Raw genomic sequence first — 17,208 nt, forward strand, 5'->3', positions numbered from 1 at the left:
GCCCGCGCAAACCTCCTCCGGTGTGGGAAAGGACACGTACCCGTTCCGGGGCGGGAATGGTAGCCACAGGTCACAACCGCTGCCGCGGACAAACGCGCACGGCGGCCGGTAGAACTCGTGTCCTCGGTCCCTGGTGAAAGTCCCCGAGCCCCATAGGGTCGTTTCCGTGAAGACCAAACAGCGCAGACTCCCGCGTCGTGTCAGGGAACAGCAGCTGATCGACGCCGCCGTCCTCGCGTTCTCCCGCGGCGATTACCACACGGTCAGCGTGGAGGAGATCGCGCAGGCGGCCGGAACGTCCAAGCCGACCGTCTACCACTACCTCGGTTCCAAGGAAGGGATTTTCACCGCCTGTGTGCGTCGGGAGATGGAACGGCTCATCGACGCGGTCCGGGATGCCGTGCACGATCCGTCGGCGCTTCCGGGTGATGACCCGCTGCGCCGGGGGATGCAGGCCTTCTTCACCTTCGTGGTGGCCCATCGGGAGAGCTGGACCGTTCTCTACCGGAGGGCGGCCGTGCAGGGCGCACCCTTCGAGGGTGAGACCATCCGGGTGCGCGACCGTGTCACCGCTGAGGTCGCCGAGCTGATCACGGCCTGTACCCGGGGCGACTACGAGGCCCTCGCGCCCCGGGACGCCCAACTGCTGGCCCGTGTCGCGGTGAGCACCGCCGACGCCTTCGCGGACTGGTTGTTGGACCACCCCGACGAGACCCCCGACGCCATGGCCGGGCACGTCACCGAACTCACCTGGTCCCATCTGCGGTCCCGCAGGCCCGCCGGGGTCTGAGCCCTTCCGGGGCGGCGCCGGGGCGAGCGGGACCGCGCGGTTCAGCTTCCCGTCTGCCCGCGGTGGTTGAGGGCCAACAGGCTGACCAGGTCGTAGGCCACGTGCGAGGCCGCGGTAGAGGTGATCTGGGCGTGGTCGTAGGCCGGGGCGACCTCCACCACGTCGGCGCCCACCAGGTTCAGGTCGGCCAGTCCGCGCAGGATCTCCAGCAGTTCGCGGCTGGTGATTCCGCCGGCCTCCGGGGTGCCGGTTCCGGGGGCGTGCGCCGGGTCGAGGACGTCGATGTCCACGGACACGTACAGCGGGCGGTTCCCGATCCGCTGGCGCAGCGCGTCGGCGATCTCGTCCACCCCCTTGCGCAGCACGTCGGTGGCGGTCACGATGCCGAAGCCGAACCGGCGGTCGTCCTCCAGGTCGCGCTTGCCGTACAGCGGCCCGCGGGTGCCCACGTGCGCGATCGCCTCGGTGTCGAGGATGCCCTCCTCCACGGCCCGGCGGAACGGGGTGCCGTGCGTGTAGGGCTCACCGAAGTAGGTGTCCCAGGTGTCCAGGTGGGCGTCGAAGTGCAGCAGGGCGATCGGGCCGTGCTGCCGGTACAGCGAACGCAGCAGCGGCAGCGCGATCGTGTGGTCGCCGCCCAGGGTGACCAGTCGGGTTCCGGCCTCGACGAACTTCGAGGCGCCCTGGTCCAGGGTCTCCACGGCGTCGCCGACGGAGAACGGGTTCACGGCGATGTCACCGCCGTCGACCACCTGGAACTGCTCGAACGGGGCCACGTCCAGGCCCGGGTGGTAGGGGCGCAGCAGGCGGCTGGCCTCACGGATCGCGGAGGGGCCGAAGCGGGCACCGGGCCGGTAGGACACCCCGGTGTCGAAGGGCACGCCGACGACGGCGACGTCGGCACGCTCGACCTGGTCGATGCGGGGCAGCCGGGCGAAGGTCGCCGGACCCGCGAAACGCGGGACGAGGCTGGAGTCGGTGGGGCCGATCGGGCTGTTCATGCGGTCCGTCCCTGTTCGTCGGTGTGGTCTGACGCCGGTGTCAGCTCTCGTGGGAGGTGCTCGTGGGCCGGCCGTTCCCGGAGGAACGGCTGGCCCGACCTGCGGCAACGTTGGCGCAGGTCACAGTGCTCCCGTCAGCGTAGGCAGCCGGTAGGCTCTGCTCCAGTGGTCGAAACGCACCATTGTTGACCGGAACTTGGACGAACCATCCAAGGAGGGCGGTGAGCGGGCCGCGGCGGAGCGGGAAGGGGAGCCGGATGGGTGACGGCACGGGCGGGACGGACAGCCACGACGTGCCCCTGAGCGAGATCGCGGGGCGCCGCGACCTCGCCCTGACCGTCGTGGTCGAGGCGTCGGACCCCGCGATCACCTGGGCCGTGGCCAGTGAACTGGTGGAACCGGCCGCCTACCTGCGCGGCGGGGAGCTGCTGCTCACCGCCGGCGTCAACCTGCCCGTCACCTCCGACGGGGTCCGCGACTACGTGCGATCCCTGGTCCGGGCCGGGGTCGGCGCCGTCGGTTTCGGCCTCGCCCCCGTACACGCGGTCGTTCCGGAACGGCTCGTCGGGCAGTGCCGCGCCCAGGGCCTGTCCCTGTTGGAGGTGCCCCAGACCACGCCCTTCGCCGCGGTCAGCCGCGCGGTCGGCGAGGAACTGGAGGAACGCCACCTGCGGGACGTGCGTCGGCTGGGCGAGTCCCACCAGGCCCTGGCCCGCGCGGTCACCGCGGCCGACCCCGTGGAACGGGTACTGGCGGTGCTGGCCCAGTCCCTCGGCGGCTGGGCCGTCCTCGAACCCTCGGACCCCTCGGTGCCCGCGCACCGGACCCCCGGCGCGCCCCCCGAGACCGGCACCGGCCTGCGCCCCCTGCTCGCCAAACTCGTCGCACCCTCGGGTCCGCGCAGCGCCAAGGCCCCCAGCGGCGACGACGAGGTCTTCCTGCACACGGTCGGTGTGCCGCCGGAGGAACGGGGCGTGGTCCTGGTGGGCCGTCCCGAACCGCTCGGCATCGCCGACCGCGCCGTCCTGCGCACCGCCACCGCCCTCCTCGACCTGCTCTGCCGCACGGTCGAGGAGGAGCCTCCCGTCCCCGGCCGGCTGCTGACCCGGCTCCTGCTGGACGGCGGCCCGGATGAGGAGACCGCGCCCCTGCTCGCCGCACTCGCGGACGCACGCGCCGACCAGGGGCGGGGGCAGGACCCGCGCGGCACCGGAACCGGGGCCGCGCACCGGGCGCATGCGCACGCACACGGCCGGGGCGGCGAACCCGGCGCCTACCGGGTGCTGCGGGCCCTGCCCCTGGCCCGGGGGCGGAACACCGCTCCGGGGGACCTCCCACTGGGCACACAGCTGGTCGACCGGCCCGGGAACGGCGCGGGCCCCGACGGCGGGCCCCTCGTGCGGGCCGTGCTCACCGACCGGGAGGAGGCGGCCCACCGCGAGCACCTGGATCTGCTCCGAGCGCACGGATGGGTCGCCGTGTTCGGGCCGGCGGTCCCGCCGCAGGAGCTGCCCGAGTCCGACCGGAAGGCGGCCTCTCTTCTGGCCCGTGCCCGTGTGGTGGGAGCACCGATGCTCTGGGCCCGGGACACCGACCCGTTCGAGGCACTGGTGGACCCCGCCGAGGCGCACGGTCTCAGCCGCGACCTCCTGGGGCCGCTGGCCGGTGAGACCAAGGCGGCCCGCACCCTGCGCGCGACCCTGCACGCCTGGCTCGCCCGCCACGGGAACTGGGACCGCGCCGCCGCCGACCTCGGCGTCCACCGAAACAGCGTCCGTTACCGGATCGGCCGGATCGAGCGGGAACTGGGTGCGGACCTGGCCGACGCCGAGCAGCGCATGAGGCTCTGGTTCGCCCTCACCCGGTACGTACAGGAGGGGCCGGGCGCCCCCGGAACGGGGTGAGCGTTCGGACCCGTGCGCGGCGGCGGGGGCCGACCAAAAGGACTTCCCGGGCGTCAGTTCCCACAGGAAACAGAAGAGTTTGTCCGAAAAACCTTCCGAAACGAGCGAGTATCCCGGTTCTGTTGGCCTCGCCGAAGCCGAGGCAGGAAACTTGTGGATACCGGGCGGGGCCCGGGGCCGCGTGACGGGGCCCCGGTCTCCAGGAGGTGACCTCGACCTCAGCGCCACCACTGCCCACGGGCCCGTCCGGGGCCTCCGGCCGCGGGTGCGTCCGCCTGTTCCCACGTGCTGACGGTGACACCTACACCACACAGAAGGAGGTAGGGGTTTCCCCCGTTCGACGACGGGGGCGTCCGCCCCGAACACCAGATGACGTTTCCTCTGTTGGATACGGCCCTGCCCTCCGGGGCGGACGCACGCGAACACGCCGTCCTGCTCCGCCGTGTCCACGACGCGCTGCTCACGGGACGGCCGACACCCGCCCCGCTGCGCCCGGTGATCGAGGACTCCTGGGGGCGGATGCGTCGCTTCGGTATCGACCCGGACAGCGCACCACCGCCGAGGATGGCCCGGCTGGACGAACTCCAGCGCCACCGGGACGCCTCGCCGATCGCGGAGGTCCTCCCGCTGATCCGCCGATCCCTGGTCTCGGTGGCCGACGAGGCCGAACACATCATGCTGGTCACGGACGCCGCCGGCCAGGTGCTGTGGCGGGAGGGCTCCCATCGGATGCGTGCGGTCGGGGACCGGGTCGGCCTGGTCGAGGGCGCCTACTGGAACGAGGGCAGTACCGGGACCAACGCCATCGGGACCGCTCTCGTGGTGGGACGGCCGGTCCAGGTCTACTCGGCCGAACACTACGTCCGGAACCTGCACGCCCTCACCTGCGCCTGCGCCCCCGTGCACGACCCCCGTGACGGGCGCCTGCTCGGAGCCATCGACGTCACCGGACCGGTCTCCACCATCCACCCCGCCACCCTGGCCCTGGTCAACGCGGTCGCCCAACTGGCGGAGGCGCACCTGCAGGGCATCCACCACACCCACCTGGAGCGGCTGCGCTCGGTGGCCGCACCGCTGCTGGCGGGGCTCAGCTGCCCCGCCCTGGTCGTGGACGACACGGGGTGGACCGCGGCCGCGGTCCACATGGAACCGGTCCGGCGGGTGCTCCTGCCCAAACACTGTGAGAGCGGCACCGCCTGGCTCCCCGGACTGGGGGAGTGCGCCCTGGAACCGCTGCCGGGCGGATGGCTGGTCCGCCCCCGACCGGTGGAGGGGGCCGCCCCCTCCACCGTCACCCTGGACCTGGCCCGGCCCGGCACCCCCTCGGTGTCGGTGGCCGGGGACAGCGGTGAGTGGGTCCAGCGACTGTCCCCGCGCCACACCGAGTTGCTCCTGCTGCTGGCGGTGCACCGGGAGGGGCGCTCCGCGGTCCAGCTGTCCCGGGACGTGTTCGGCTCCGACAAACACGTGGTGACGGTGCGGGCCGAGCTCTCCCGGGTCCGGCGCAACCTGGGCGGGGTGATCGAGAGCCGTCCCTACCGGTTCTCCGACGAGGTGCGCGTTCGTGTCCTGGGCCCCGATTCGCCACTGGACCTGCTGCCCGGTTCGCTGGCGCCAGGGGTGCGGGCACTGAGGGACCGCACCCGCCCCGAGGACCTTTTTGATTGCTCTGGGCGATGACTCCGCAACCTGTTGCAACCGTTGCCGCTCCGGTCCGGATGGGATCAACTGGTGGTGCGCGGCCCGCCCATCGGTGGGCGGCTTCCGGGCAAGAGAGGGCACGGCGGCTGTTCACCGGTGCGGGGCGCTCCGCGTCCTTCCTGCCTTGAGGGGGGTAGCGGGGGCGTAACGCGGACGCGCGACGGGCTGGAGCTCCGGAAGGACCGGGGGAACCTCCGGGGCCCCGCGCACATGACGGTACGGCCTGGAGGCACCGGCGCCTCCGGGCCGTACTGTTGCTCCGGCCGGGCTCAGCCCCCGTCGCCTTCCGAGGCCTGCGAGGGCGTCGGTGAGCACTGGAAACAGTCCATGGCGAAGACCTCCTCCCCGTCGACGCGGCCGGTGAAGTCACCGCGCAGGCTGTCGTCGCCCTCCTCACGTTCGGCCAGGGCCCCGCGCCGCAGTCGGCCCTCGAAGCTGACCTGTTCACCGGTACGGCTCTGCCCGGTGCAGAACACCTCCAGGCGGCCGCCCCGAACCCGGGGCGCGCCCTCGGTCGCCTCCTGATCCGCCGCGGTGGCCCGCGCCCCGTCCGCGGTGACCGACTCCCCGCCGCCCTCGGACGGATCCGGGGAGGGGCCGTCGGCGGGCGCGGTGGTGCAGCTGAGCGAGCCGTCCACGGGGTGGCCCTTGCGGGCGAAGGCGCGCTCGGCGCCGGGGCGCAGGATCGTCACGGAGAGGGCGTCGGCGGCCTGCTCCAGCTCCAGCAGAGCGGTGTCGGCCTCCTGCTCCGGTGCCTCCTCGGTCGAGCACGAGGTGAGCGTCGCGCACAGCAGCAGTGCCATCGACGCGGTGACGGCGGTCGAGCGGACTCCCATGGCTTCCCCCCGGGTCGGTTGCGTTCCCCATCCGGAAACGCGGTCCACCGGACCAATGTCGCTGATGGTCTCCAATCGGCCTATGTCCGACTCGGTGTGAAAGTGTGAAAAGTGCTCAATGTTCTGGTCATCCTCCTGTGAGTCGCACCACTCATCGGGGTACCTTGCCCGATGGAACACCCGGTGGCCCCGCGGTCACGGGGCGTTTGACCAGCGGGCGGAAAGCCCCGATCGAACGCGCCCGCACCACCGCTGGGCTACACTCGGGACATTTACCGAACCGTGTTCGAACACGGTTCGCACAAGTCGAACACCCCACCGGAGAGCGCCCGGGGCCCAGCCGTCAACGGGAGCATCCGGTGAACCAGGGGGCCCGACGAGGCGTCGAACCAGGGACCAACGACGATCCCCGGATCGTCCCGTACCGACGGCCCCACAGACCGTCCTTCCTTCGGAGGTGGATCGTGTCCGCTGACCACCGAGAGCAGCAGCCCAGCCAGCAGGGTTCGCGTATCGACCCGCACGTCAGCCGCTACGCACTCCGAGCACAGGGCATGGTCGCATCGGAGGTCAGGGCACTCTTCGCCGTCGCGTCCCGACCGGAGATCGTCTCCCTCGCGGGCGGTATGCCCAACGTCGCGGCACTGCCCCTCGAACAGCTCGGCGACCTGGTCAAGGACGTCGTCTCCGAGGAGGGCGCGACGGCCCTGCAGTACGGGTCGGCCCAGGGGGACCCCGTCCTGCGCGAGCAGATCTGCGACTACATGACGCTCGAGGGCGTCCGGGCCAGCCCCGACGACGTCATCGTCACGGTCGGCTCCCAGCAGGCACTGGACCTGCTCACCCGGGTCTTCGTCGACCCCGGCGACGTCGTCCTCACCGAGGCCCCCACCTACGTCACCGCCATCAACACCTTCGCCGCCTTCCAGGCCGACATCCGCCACGTGGGCCTGGACGATCAGGGCGTCGTCCCCGAGGAGCTGGAGGAGGCGCTCGTCCGCGCCGAACTGGACGGGCGACCGGCCAAGTTCTTCTACACGATCCCCAACTTCCAGAACCCCGCGGGCATCACGATGAGCGCCGAGCGCCGCGCCCGGGTCATGGAGGCCTGCGAGCGCCACGACGTGCTCGTCATCGAGGACAACCCCTACGGCCTGCTCCGCTACGACGGCGAACCCGAACCCACCCTGTACTCCCAGGGCAACGGAAACGTCATCTACCTCGGCTCGTTCTCCAAGACCCTCTCCCCGGGCCTGCGCATCGGCTGGGCCCTGGCCCCCTCGGCCGTGCGCGCCAAGCTGGTCCTGGCCGCGGAGTCCGCGATGCTCAGCCACTCCACGTTCAACCAGCTCGTGGTCCGCCGCTACCTGAAGACCTTCCCCTGGAAGGAACAGATCAAGGCCTTCAACTCCATGTACAGTGAGCGCCGCGACGCGATGCTCGGCTCCCTGGAAGCGATGATGCCCGCGGGGTGCACGTGGACCAGGCCCGAGGGCGGATTCTTCGTGTGGGCCACCCTGCCCGAGGGCATCGACGCCAAGGCGATGCTGCCGCGCGCCGTCAACGAGCGCGTGGCCTACGTGCCCGGCACCGGCTTCTACGCCGACGACCGCGGCCGTGACAGCATGCGCCTGAGCTTCTGCTATCCCACCCCCGAGCAGATCCGTGAGGGCGTGCGACGCCTCGTCACCGCGATCGAGGGCGAGATCGACCTGCGCGACACGTTCGGCCCCGCGATCACCCCGACCACCGAAGGCAGCCAGGCACCCACCCCTGACCTGCCCTGACATCCCCGCGTAAGGCCAAGAGCACCATGACAGCAGCACAGAAGGAGGTCCGCGCCGTGGCTGACCTTGACCGGGTTCTCGTTCTCGCCGGAGGCCTGTCCCCCGAACACGAGGTGAGTGTCCACTCCGGCCGCAGCGTCGCCGAGGCCCTGCGCCGACTCGACGTCGAGGTGCAGGTCGCCGACGTCGGCTCCGGTCTGTTGGACCGGCTCGCCGCCGACCCGCCCCAGGTGGTCTTCCCCGTCCTGCACGGGGCCGCCGGGGAGGACGGCGCGATCCGCGAGGTCCTGGAACTGGTCGGCGCGCCCTACGTGGGCGCCCGCCCCGACGCCTGCCGCCTGGCCTACACCAAGCCCGCGGCCAAGGCCCTGCTCTCCGAGAAGGGCGTGCGCGTGCCGCGCGGCGCCACCCTGCCCAAGTCGGCCTTCCACGACCTGGGCGCTCCCGCGCTGCTGGGCCGTCTCGCCGACCGGATCGGTCTGCCGCTGTTCGTCAAGCCCGACCGCGGCGGTTCCGCCTTCGGCGCGACCCCGGTGGCCTCGGTCAGCGACCTGTCGGCGGCGCTGGTCTCCTGCTTCGCCTACAGCGACTCCGCTCTCGTGGAGGAGCAGGTCCAGGGCACCGAACTGGCCGTCGGCGTCCTCGACACCGGGGAGGGCCCCGTGGCGCTGCCTCCGGTGGAGATCGTCCCGGACGGCGGCGTCTACGACTACGCTGCCCGCTACACCGCGGGCCGCACCGAGTTCTTCTGCCCGGCCCGGCTGGAGGAGCCGGTCCTGGCCGCCGCCACCGAGGTGGCCCTGACCGCCCACCGCACCCTGGGGCTGCGCGACTTCTCCCGGACCGACCTCATCGTGGACGCCGGCGGCGAGCCGATCTTCCTGGAGACCAACGTCGCCCCCGGCCTGACCGAGACCTCCACGTTCCCGATGGCGGCCGCCGCCGCGGGGCTGGACTTCGCCCTCGTGTGCCGCGAACTCGCCCACCAGGCCTACCTGCGCGGTTAGGAGCCGTTCCCGGACACGTCGCAGGTGTGACGGGCCGCGGGGGCACACCCTCACCGGCCGAGCAGGGCGGGCCCCGGGCGCAGGGGAAACCCCGGCCCGGGCCCTGGCACGGATCTTGCGGCCTCCAGGTGTACCGCCGCCCGGTGCGGGTGGCGGGGCGACCCCACTGCCGACCTGGGAGGCGACGATGGACCGGGTGCGATGGCCGCGGGCGTCCGCGTGTACCCCGGCGGGAACGGGACCGCCGGTGGGCAGCCCCCTCTCGATGTTGGAGTCGGAGGCCGTCGCCCTGCTGGTCCGGCTGGAACACGTGCAGCCGTTCTCCCTGAGCGAGACCATGGTCCCGGCTGCCGCGCTCCACCCGCGTGCGCTGTGTCGGCTGGAGTACTTCCTGCACCACGGCCAGGCCCGGCTCCGCCGACGGATCAAGCGCTACCTGTCGTGGCTGCGGTCGGACGCGGGGGAGGCCGACGCCGCCCGTGCCCAGCGGGCCTTCGTCGTCCTGCGCCTGGAGTTCAACACCCTGCTGTCCCAGTTCGACCTGTTCGCCGACGTGGTCACCCAGCGCAGCGAGCACGGAACGGGTGTGTGGCTGGCCGGGTTGGACGTCGCGGCGGCGGACGGGTTGCGGACCGGCACCGTGGCACCGGGGGTGCGGGAGCGCCTGCCCGAGGTCGCGTGCTACCTCGACCGCGGCCCCGGGGCCGCCATCCGCCGCGCCAGGACCCGGCTGCCCGGCGGGGCCGAGAACCCGGTCGCCATCGTGCGCGTCCCCCGCGAGCGGATGATCGGCAGCGGCGTCGCCTCCTCCCTCATGCACGAGGTCGGCCACCAGGGCGACGCCCTGCTCGGACTCAGGGATTCCGTGGCCGGGGAGGTGGCGCTGCACGCGGCGGACGCGCCCGCGCGCGACCGTGCGGTCTGGCGCCTGTGGGAGCGGTGGCTGGGGGAGATCATCCCGGACCTGTGGGCCGTGGCGAGTGTCGGCGTGTGCAGCACGCTCGGCCTCATCCAGGTGGTGAGCCTGCCCAGGGCCTTCGTCTTCCGGTGGGGAACGGACGACCCGCACCCACCGCCCTGGATCCGCGTGCTGCTGAGCGCCGCCGTCGGCGCACGCCTGTACCCCCACCCGCAGTGGGAGCGCCTGCGCCGGACCTGGGTCGAGCTCTACCCCCTCGGCTCCGGCCGACGGGAGGAGTTCGCGCGTTTGGCGGCCACCATCCCCGAACTGGTGGAACTGCTGGCCGGGCACCGGTCGTCCGCGCTGGGCCCACGGACACTGGCCCAGGCGATGGCGCTCACGGACCGGACCCCGCAGCGGCTCGCGGCGATCGCCGAGCGGTGGCGGCGCGACCCCCGCACCGCGGCCCTCCTGTCGCCCTCCCTGGCCTTCGCCGTGGTCGGACAGGCCAAGGCCGACGGGACGGTGGGCCCCCGTGACGAGGGCCGCCTGGTCGAGGGGCTGCTGCGCTCCTGGGCGTTCGGCCGCGCCCTGGGCCGGGAGCGGGCCGCCGCCGACCCGGCCGTGCCCGCCTGCCCCGCGCGGCACGTGAGATGCTCGATACCTGACCGGGGCTGAGGCGTGGAGGTCGCCATGCACCTTGTCATGGGGCAGGTGCCCCTCGCTCGTATGGAGGCGCGCTGCTCACCCGAACAGGTCCTGGCCGCGCAGCTACTCGCGCTGGACGCGACCGGGTTCGAGGCGGCCGTGGCCGCCGAACTCGACGCCAATCCGGCGCTCGAGCGCGTCGACGCCCCCTGCCCGGTGTGCGGCGGCGTCGTTCCGGGGCCGTGCTGCCGACCCGGTCGGCGGCGCGCGGACACGGACCGCACACTCACCTCCGACCCCGGCGAGTACGCCCCCGCCACGGTCACCACCGCCGAGGTCCTCCTGCGCGACCTCTGTGCCGCACTCCCCGGAGCCGAGGCCCGGGTGGCCCGCTACGTGGTGGCGAGCCTGGACGAGCACGGCATCCTTGACACCGGGCCCGCGGAGATCGCCGGAGCCCTGGACGTCGACCGGCGGCGCGTGGACCGGGTGGTCGCCGCACTGCGCTCGCTGACGTGCCCGGGCGCGGCCGCGACGAGCCTCGGTGAGCACCTGCTGCTCGACCTGGCCGCACTCGGGGACTCTCCCCTGGTGGAACTGGCCCGCGAGGTGGTGGCGGAACCGGGCCCGCTCACCCGGGGCGGTGTCCCGGCCGCGGCGCGTGCGCTGGGCAGGGACCCGGCCGAGGTGGCCGCGGCCAGGGACCTCATCCGCACGGCCCTGCACCCCTATCCTGTCCTGGACGTCGACGGGGAGTGCTCCGAGCCGGTGCCGTTCGCGATTCCCGACCTGGCCGTTCTCTCGGACGGTTCCTCCGTCGCGGTGCGGGTCGTGGAGGCCGACCGGGTGCGCCTGGGCCTGGACGAACGCTTCGCGCGGCTCGCGTGCGGTCAGGGCCCGGGAGAGGCCGAGGCCGAGTACGTCCGGGGCGCCGTTGCGGCGGCCCGGACCTTCCTGAACCGGGTCTCACGGCGGTGGGAGACGATGCGCGCGGTGGCGGAGGCCGCCGTGGACCACCAGCGGGAGTTCGTGCTGCACGGGGCCGCGGGCCTGCGCCCGCTGACCAGGGCCGCGTTGGCCGACCGCTTGGGCCTGCACGAGTCCACCGTGGGGCGCGCGGTCAGGGACCGCCGGGTGCTCCTGCCCTCGGGGACGGTGGTTCCGTTCGCGGACTTCTTCCCCACCGCGCCGCGCGTGCGTGAAGAGCTGCGAACCATCCTCGAGGCGGAGCGGCGCCCGCTCACGGACGCCGAACTGGCCGCGGAACTGTCCCGGCGCGGACACAGCGTCGCCCGGCGCACGGTGGTCAAGTACCGCCTCCAGCTCGGGTTCGCCTGCGCCTCCGAGCGCGGCTGAACGGCGGGTCCGCGCCGTCGCGCAGCCCGTTGCGCGTTTTCGCCCCCGCAGCCCGACCCGTGCGCGAGCCGTTGCGCGTTCTGGTCCCCGGGCCCGTGGCACGCCTCTTGCGGCAGTGGAGTGCAAGGGCATCCGTTGCGCGAGGAGGGATCACCGATGCACGACCTCGATCTGATTCGTATGGAGTACGCGGCCCAGACGGAGGAGCCCGACGGCTGGGCTCCGTCCGACACCTCCACCGAGGAGACCGAACTGGCCTACGAGCTCATCACCGTGGAGGACCCCGCCGAACTCGACCAGTTCATCGGCAAGGTCCTCAAGGGCGCGGCGAAGACCGCCGGTCGCGCCCTGCGCTCCGACGTCGGCCGGGCGGCCGGAGGCCTGGTCAGGGACGCGATCGGGAGCGCGGCGCGCAAGGCCATCCCCAACCTGGGCGGAGCCGTCGGCCGAACGGTCGGTCGGCGCCTGGGGTCCGGTAGCGCCGGAGAGCGTATCGGCCGGCGGATCTCCCAGGCCGTGCTGGACCGGGCGGGGCAGGGCGAGATGGAGTTCGGCGGGGTGGACGAGGAGGTCAGCCTGGAGGTCGCCCGCGGCCTGGTGCGCTTCGCCGGTGACACCGCGCGTCTGGCCGCGCAGGCGGGGCAGGGCGAGGACCCCGGGAAGGCGGCGCTGACCGCGGCGCTGAGGGCGGCCCGTGAACAGGGGGCCTTCTCCGGTACCGGACGCTCGCTGTCCGGGGGAGGGGAGCCGGTGGACGAGTTCGGGTTCCCGGAGGACTCCGGTAACGGCGGACAGGACGACGGTTCCGACGAGGACGCCGAAGCCGTTGAGGCCTTCCGCGGCACCGAGGACATGGACGAGGGCGAGGAACTGGAACTGGCGGCCGAGGTGCTGGAGGCCGGCACCGACGCCGACCTCGACGAGTTCCTGGGCAAGATCGCCAAACGCGCGGGCCGGGCCGTGAAGCGGGCCGTGCGCAAGCCCGTCGCCAAGAAGATGGCCGGCGTCCTGAAGGGGGTCGCCAGGAAGGCGCTGCCGATCGCCGGGGGCGCCGCCGGAACGGCGCTCGGCGGGCCCCTGGGCGGTACGGCCGGGGCAGCGCTCGGCTCGGCCGCGGGGAACATGTTCGAGCTGGAACTGGAGGGCCTCTCACCCGAGGACCAGGAGTTCGAGGTGGCCCGCAGGTTCGTGCGCCTGGCCAACGAGGCGGCCGTCCAGGCCGCCCTGACGCCGCCGGACCTGGAACCGGAGGCCGCGGCGCGCCAGGCGCTCGAAGCCGCGGCGGGCCGGTACGCGCCCGGTCTGGTGCGCGCTGAGTCGGAGCTCGCCACCACGCCCCGCTCGGGGCGCTGGGTGCGCCGCGGCCGCAGCATCATCATCACCGGAGTCTGACCGGTACGGACCCGAGAGGGGGTAGCACGATGTCCGACACGACCAGGCGCCTGCTCTGGCTCATCCGCGACGATTCCACGGTGGCGGAGAGCCTGAGCCAGGCCCTGCTGGCAGACATCATCAGCGAGCACGGCGACGAGAAGCCGGCCCGCACGAAGCAGGAGCAGGTCCGGCAGGTGCTCGCGATCGCCGGGGCCGCCGAACCGGTCTTCGACGAGCCCAGGCGCGTGAACTTCACCGAGCCCAGGCGCGTGAAGATCGAGGGCCCGGTCACCACGCAGCGCGAGGAGGACGTGGACACGTCCAACGAACTGCTCTTCGCCAAGATCCGCGAGCGCTCGGCTGCGCTCTCCTACGACGCCTACGACGCCTACCTGAACAGGGTGTTCTCCGAGGAGTACGACTCCGCCGAGGACGGGGGCCCGGGGGGCACGGCACGGTCGCCGTACTTCGGAGCCGACGCCTACGAGCACCTGCGCGAGGCCACGGAGAAGTTCCTCATGTGCGAGGTGGGTACCGCCCGGGAGAGGGCGCGATCCACCGAGGCCGCGAACGAGGAGAGCGTCAAGCGGCTGCGGCACCACGACCTCGCCGACTTCCAGGAGCTCGACGAGAGCTACCGGAAGCGGTACCTGGTCGACCTCGCGCAGGAGAACGGTGTCGATCTCACGGAGGAGAACGGCGCCTCCCGGGGCAAGGTGCTGCCGTACACCGAGCGGATCATCCGGGCCCTCGCCGAGCTTCCGCTCAAGGGCAGCGCCCCGCCCGGGCGCTACGGCATCGTCCGTTCGCGCCTGTCCCCGGACTGCCTGCTGGAGCTCATCTGGTCGTACTGGCAGGAGCAGGGCATGCTCGTGCAGACCATGCAGGCGGTCAGCATGCGCTTCCAGAACCGGGTGGTCGGCCGGGGCAACCCGCTCGCCAACCTGGAGATCGACCCCCTGCGTCCGCTGAACAACCTGATCTGGGGGTACATCCAGGACGAGTCGCGCCGGCTGAGCGTGCTGCGCCGCGCCTACGAGTACGACCACCACTACGGGCTGCGGCTGCGGGGCAAGGCGGTGCCCCAGATGCGCACGGCCGACAGCCGCAGCAGGTTCCTGGAGGCCTTCCACAACCTGATGCACCTGGCGACGGTGTTCTTCAAGGAGGACGACGACACCAACTACCGCGCTGACGGGTTCCCGCTGCTGAACGCGCTCAAGGAACTGCACCTGATCCTGGCGCAGGGAGCGCACAACCAGTTCGGGGACCTGCCCTGGCAGGCACGGCAGGAGATGCTGATCATGCAGTGGCTCCTGGCCCGCCCGGAGATGCGTGACTTCCTGGGCGGGCGGGCCATGGTCCCCTACGCGGAACCCTGGATGGGCCGGGTGGAGACGATGGCCTCCCTGCAGGGGTGGCCGACGGCCGGGGTCTCGCACTTCCGGGACCTGGCCGTCTTCGGCGAGCAGATCCTGCTCTCGGTCCGCTACGACGACTGGGTGGACGCCTCCGACGTCAACAGGGCCTCCAACTGGGCACGGTTCTGGCGGCCGGAGATCCAGGGCTACATCCACGCCTACCGTTCCGCCACCGGTGTGGACCTGTCCGCCGACACCATCCACGCCGAGCAGATGAGGATCCGCTACACCGAACCGTCCGAGCTGTTGGCCCGGCGAGAGGGGCCCCGGGCGGCGTCCTCCGGCTGACACACCCGTCATGGTGCCGACGCGGCCGCGTCGGCACCATGACGGACCGAGGAGTTCCAGATGACCCACCACAGTGCCGGGAGGCGGCCGATCGACGCCCTGCTCGCCGCTGAGGAACCACCGGGCGAGGAGGACTTCCTCTCCTGGTGGCCCTTCCCGTCGGGCTTCACCGTCCAGGACCGCACCCGTTTCGCGAAGTCCACGAAGAAGCGTCCGGCGCCGAGACCGGCCGGTTCCGTCTACGCCCTGGTCCTGCACCAGATGGCGTTCAGCCGCGGTGACGACCTGGCCGGGTACGACACGGTTACGGCGCACTTCGTCATCACCCCGGACGGGAAGGCGGCCAGGCTCCATCCGGTCACCACCTACCTGTTCGCGTCCAACGGGTTCAACTCAGGCAGCGTGGCCGTCGAGTTCGCGGGCAACCTGCCCGACGTCCGGGGCAGGTGCTGGCGGCCGGACAGGTTCGGCTGCCACCAGCTGACCAGGGCCCAGGTGGCGGCTGGCCGAGGACTGCTGCGCCACCTGCGCGGGGAGATCGGCCTGACCCACGTCCTGGCGCACCGGCAGGCCAGCGGAACACGGGAGAACTGTCCCGGGCCCGACATCTGGTACAACGTCGGCCAGTGGGGGGTGGACGCACTGGGTCTGAAGGACGGCGGCCCGGGCTTCCACCTCAAGGGCGCCAACGCCATCCCCGACCGGTGGCGGAACTGGGGTCGCGAGCCCGCCGGGTGAGGGCTCAGGCCTCCGGCGCGCCGGTACCGCCAGCGGCCTGGGCGGAGTGCGAGCGCTGCCACATCTGGAGGGTTCGCACACTCACCCCGAGGCGGTCCGCGGCCCGGCGCAGCCGCCCCGGACGGCCCCGCTCCGTCTCGTCCGCGATCACCAGCGCGATCATCTCGTTCCGGGCCGCCTCGGTGACCTCGGCCAGCGTCACCCCCTGCACCGCGGCGAGCCGCAGGGGCGCGGTCAGGGAGCGGTCGACCGGGTCGGGGTCCTGGCGGGGCCGCTCTGAGGGGGGAACGGCCCCCGCCGTGATCGCCCCGGATCCGGCGTGGCGTGCGGCGATCCGCGCCACCAGCTGTCGGAGTTCGCGGACGTTTCCCGGATAGCGCAGACCCACCAGCATGTCCCGGACGGCCGGGTCGAAGTGCGGACGGGGGTGTCCGGGTATCAGCTGTTCCAGGAAGTGGTCGGCGAGGGGGAGGACGTCGTCGGGGCGCTCGCGCAGCGGCGGCAGGTGGAACCGTGACGCGGCGATGCGGTAGAAGAGGTCGCCGCGGAACCGTCCCTGGCGGATACACTCCTCCAGGTCCTGGTTGGTCGCGCAGACCAGGCGGAACCGCGTGGAGCGCCAGGTGTTCCCGCCGACCCGTTTGTAGGCGCCCTCCTGGATGACCCGGAGGAGTTCGGCCTGCAGGTCCGGTGGGAGTTCACCGACCTCGTCGAGGAAGAGGGTGCCCTGGTCGGCCAGTGCGAAGGCACCGTCACGGGCCGAGAGCGCGCCCGTGAAGCTCCCCTTCTCGTGCCCGAAGAACTCGCTCCCCGCCAGTGTCGGGGTGATCGTCGTGCAGTCCACGAGGACGAGGGGCGTTCGGTCCGACCGCTGGTCGAGGGCGTTGACGAGCCGGGCCGCCAACTCCTTGCCGGTTCCGGTCTCCCCGGTCAGCAGCACCGGGTTGTCCGTGAAGTAGGCGGTCTCGACCACGTCCTCGAGCACCGACCGCCACACCGTGCTGCCTCCGACGAGGTTGTCGCGTACGGCCGAGGAGTCCATCAGCTCCTCCACACGGCGCCAGCGGACCATCCGGGACAGGACGGCGGCGACGTCGGCGTCCCGGCCCTCACCCCAGGCCATGACGTCCTGGGCCCCGCTCCGGAGCAGGGCCCAGGCCTCGGCGGTGCGGACCCCTTCACGGGCCAGGCACAGGGCGAGGACCCGGCCGCCGTGGCGGACCTCGCGCAGGGCCGCCCGGGCTTCCCCGTCCAGCGAGGTGTACAGCAGCACCCCCGGGCCCGGCACACCCGGTTCCCAGGGCCTCGGGTCCAAGCCCCCGGCGGCCAGCGCCGCGCGGACGCCGGACACGTGGGCGCCGGGTCCGGTGACGGCGCGGAACCAGAAGGGTGCGCGAACACTCTCGTCGGGCACCGCAGACTCCCTCCACGGCATTCGGGCGCGGCGTCACAGCAC

Annotated in this window: 13 protein-coding genes; 10 read left to right on the top strand and 3 right to left on the bottom strand. The window is 72.6% G+C overall.

The window, feature by feature from the left end; all coding sequences use genetic code 11:
* Positions 1–166: 166 nt before the first annotated feature.
* Complete coding sequence (locus tag IE195_RS08970) at positions 167–790, top strand: TetR/AcrR family transcriptional regulator (protein WP_191269536.1); 624 nt, start codon at positions 167–169, stop codon at positions 788–790.
* A gap of 41 nt (positions 791–831) precedes the next feature.
* On the opposite strand, the gene speB is transcribed toward IE195_RS08970, so the two are convergent.
* On the bottom strand, positions 832–1,791 hold the full coding sequence (speB, locus tag IE195_RS08975) for an agmatinase (RefSeq protein WP_191269538.1): 960 nt from the start codon (positions 1,789–1,791) through the stop codon (positions 832–834).
* A 257-nt stretch (positions 1,792–2,048) separates the two neighbouring features.
* On the opposite strand from speB, the gene IE195_RS08980 reads away from it, so the two are divergent.
* The gene (locus tag IE195_RS08980; protein ID WP_191269540.1) at positions 2,049–3,695 is read left to right on the top strand and encodes a PucR family transcriptional regulator; all 1,647 of its coding nucleotides are present in this window, start codon (positions 2,049–2,051) and stop codon (positions 3,693–3,695) included.
* Positions 3,696–4,064: 369 nt separating this feature from the next.
* On the top strand, positions 4,065–5,375 hold the full coding sequence (locus IE195_RS08985; protein ID WP_191269544.1) for a GAF domain-containing protein: 1,311 nt from the start codon (positions 4,065–4,067) through the stop codon (positions 5,373–5,375).
* Positions 5,376–5,665: 290 nt separating this feature from the next.
* On the opposite strand, the gene IE195_RS08990 is transcribed toward IE195_RS08985, so the two are convergent.
* A complete protein-coding gene (locus tag IE195_RS08990; RefSeq protein WP_191269546.1) occupies positions 5,666–6,232 on the bottom strand; it encodes a hypothetical protein in 567 nt (188 codons plus the stop codon).
* Positions 6,233–6,786: 554 nt separating this feature from the next.
* Here IE195_RS08990 and IE195_RS08995 point away from each other — a divergent pair.
* The 7 genes from IE195_RS08995 (at position 6,787) to IE195_RS09025 (ending at position 15,752) form a co-directional block, all read left to right on the top strand.
* A complete protein-coding gene (locus tag IE195_RS08995; protein WP_191270474.1) occupies positions 6,787–8,019 on the top strand; it encodes an aminotransferase-like domain-containing protein in 1,233 nt (410 codons plus the stop codon).
* Between the two features lie 56 nt (positions 8,020–8,075).
* Positions 8,076–9,026, top strand: a complete 951-nt coding sequence (locus IE195_RS09000) for a D-alanine--D-alanine ligase family protein (RefSeq protein ID WP_191269548.1) — start codon at positions 8,076–8,078, stop codon at positions 9,024–9,026.
* A 247-nt stretch (positions 9,027–9,273) separates the two neighbouring features.
* Positions 9,274–10,605, top strand: a complete 1,332-nt coding sequence (locus IE195_RS09005; RefSeq protein ID WP_191269550.1) for a hypothetical protein — start codon at positions 9,274–9,276, stop codon at positions 10,603–10,605.
* A gap of 15 nt (positions 10,606–10,620) precedes the next feature.
* On the top strand, positions 10,621–11,931 hold the full coding sequence (locus tag IE195_RS09010; RefSeq protein ID WP_191269552.1) for an RNA polymerase factor sigma-54: 1,311 nt from the start codon (positions 10,621–10,623) through the stop codon (positions 11,929–11,931).
* Positions 11,932–12,087: 156 nt separating this feature from the next.
* Positions 12,088–13,323 (top strand): hypothetical protein, encoded by a 1,236-nt coding sequence (locus tag IE195_RS09015; RefSeq protein ID WP_191269554.1) that lies wholly within the window; start codon positions 12,088–12,090, stop codon positions 13,321–13,323.
* A gap of 29 nt (positions 13,324–13,352) precedes the next feature.
* Positions 13,353–15,014, top strand: coding sequence for a hypothetical protein (locus tag IE195_RS09020; protein WP_191269556.1), 1,662 nt, complete (start codon positions 13,353–13,355; stop codon positions 15,012–15,014).
* Positions 15,015–15,074: 60 nt separating this feature from the next.
* Positions 15,075–15,752 carry a peptidoglycan recognition protein family protein gene (locus IE195_RS09025; RefSeq protein WP_191269558.1) on the top strand — a complete coding sequence of 226 codons (678 nt, stop codon included), beginning with the start codon at positions 15,075–15,077 and terminating at the stop codon, positions 15,750–15,752.
* 4 nt (positions 15,753–15,756) lie between these two features.
* On the opposite strand, the gene IE195_RS09030 is transcribed toward IE195_RS09025, so the two are convergent.
* Complete coding sequence (locus tag IE195_RS09030; protein ID WP_191269560.1) at positions 15,757–17,166, bottom strand: sigma 54-interacting transcriptional regulator; 1,410 nt, start codon at positions 17,164–17,166, stop codon at positions 15,757–15,759.
* Between the last annotated feature and the right edge of the window lie 42 nt (positions 17,167–17,208).

Source organism: Nocardiopsis terrae (assembly GCF_014651695.1).
Classification (GTDB): domain Bacteria; phylum Actinomycetota; class Actinomycetes; order Streptosporangiales; family Streptosporangiaceae; genus Nocardiopsis; species Nocardiopsis terrae.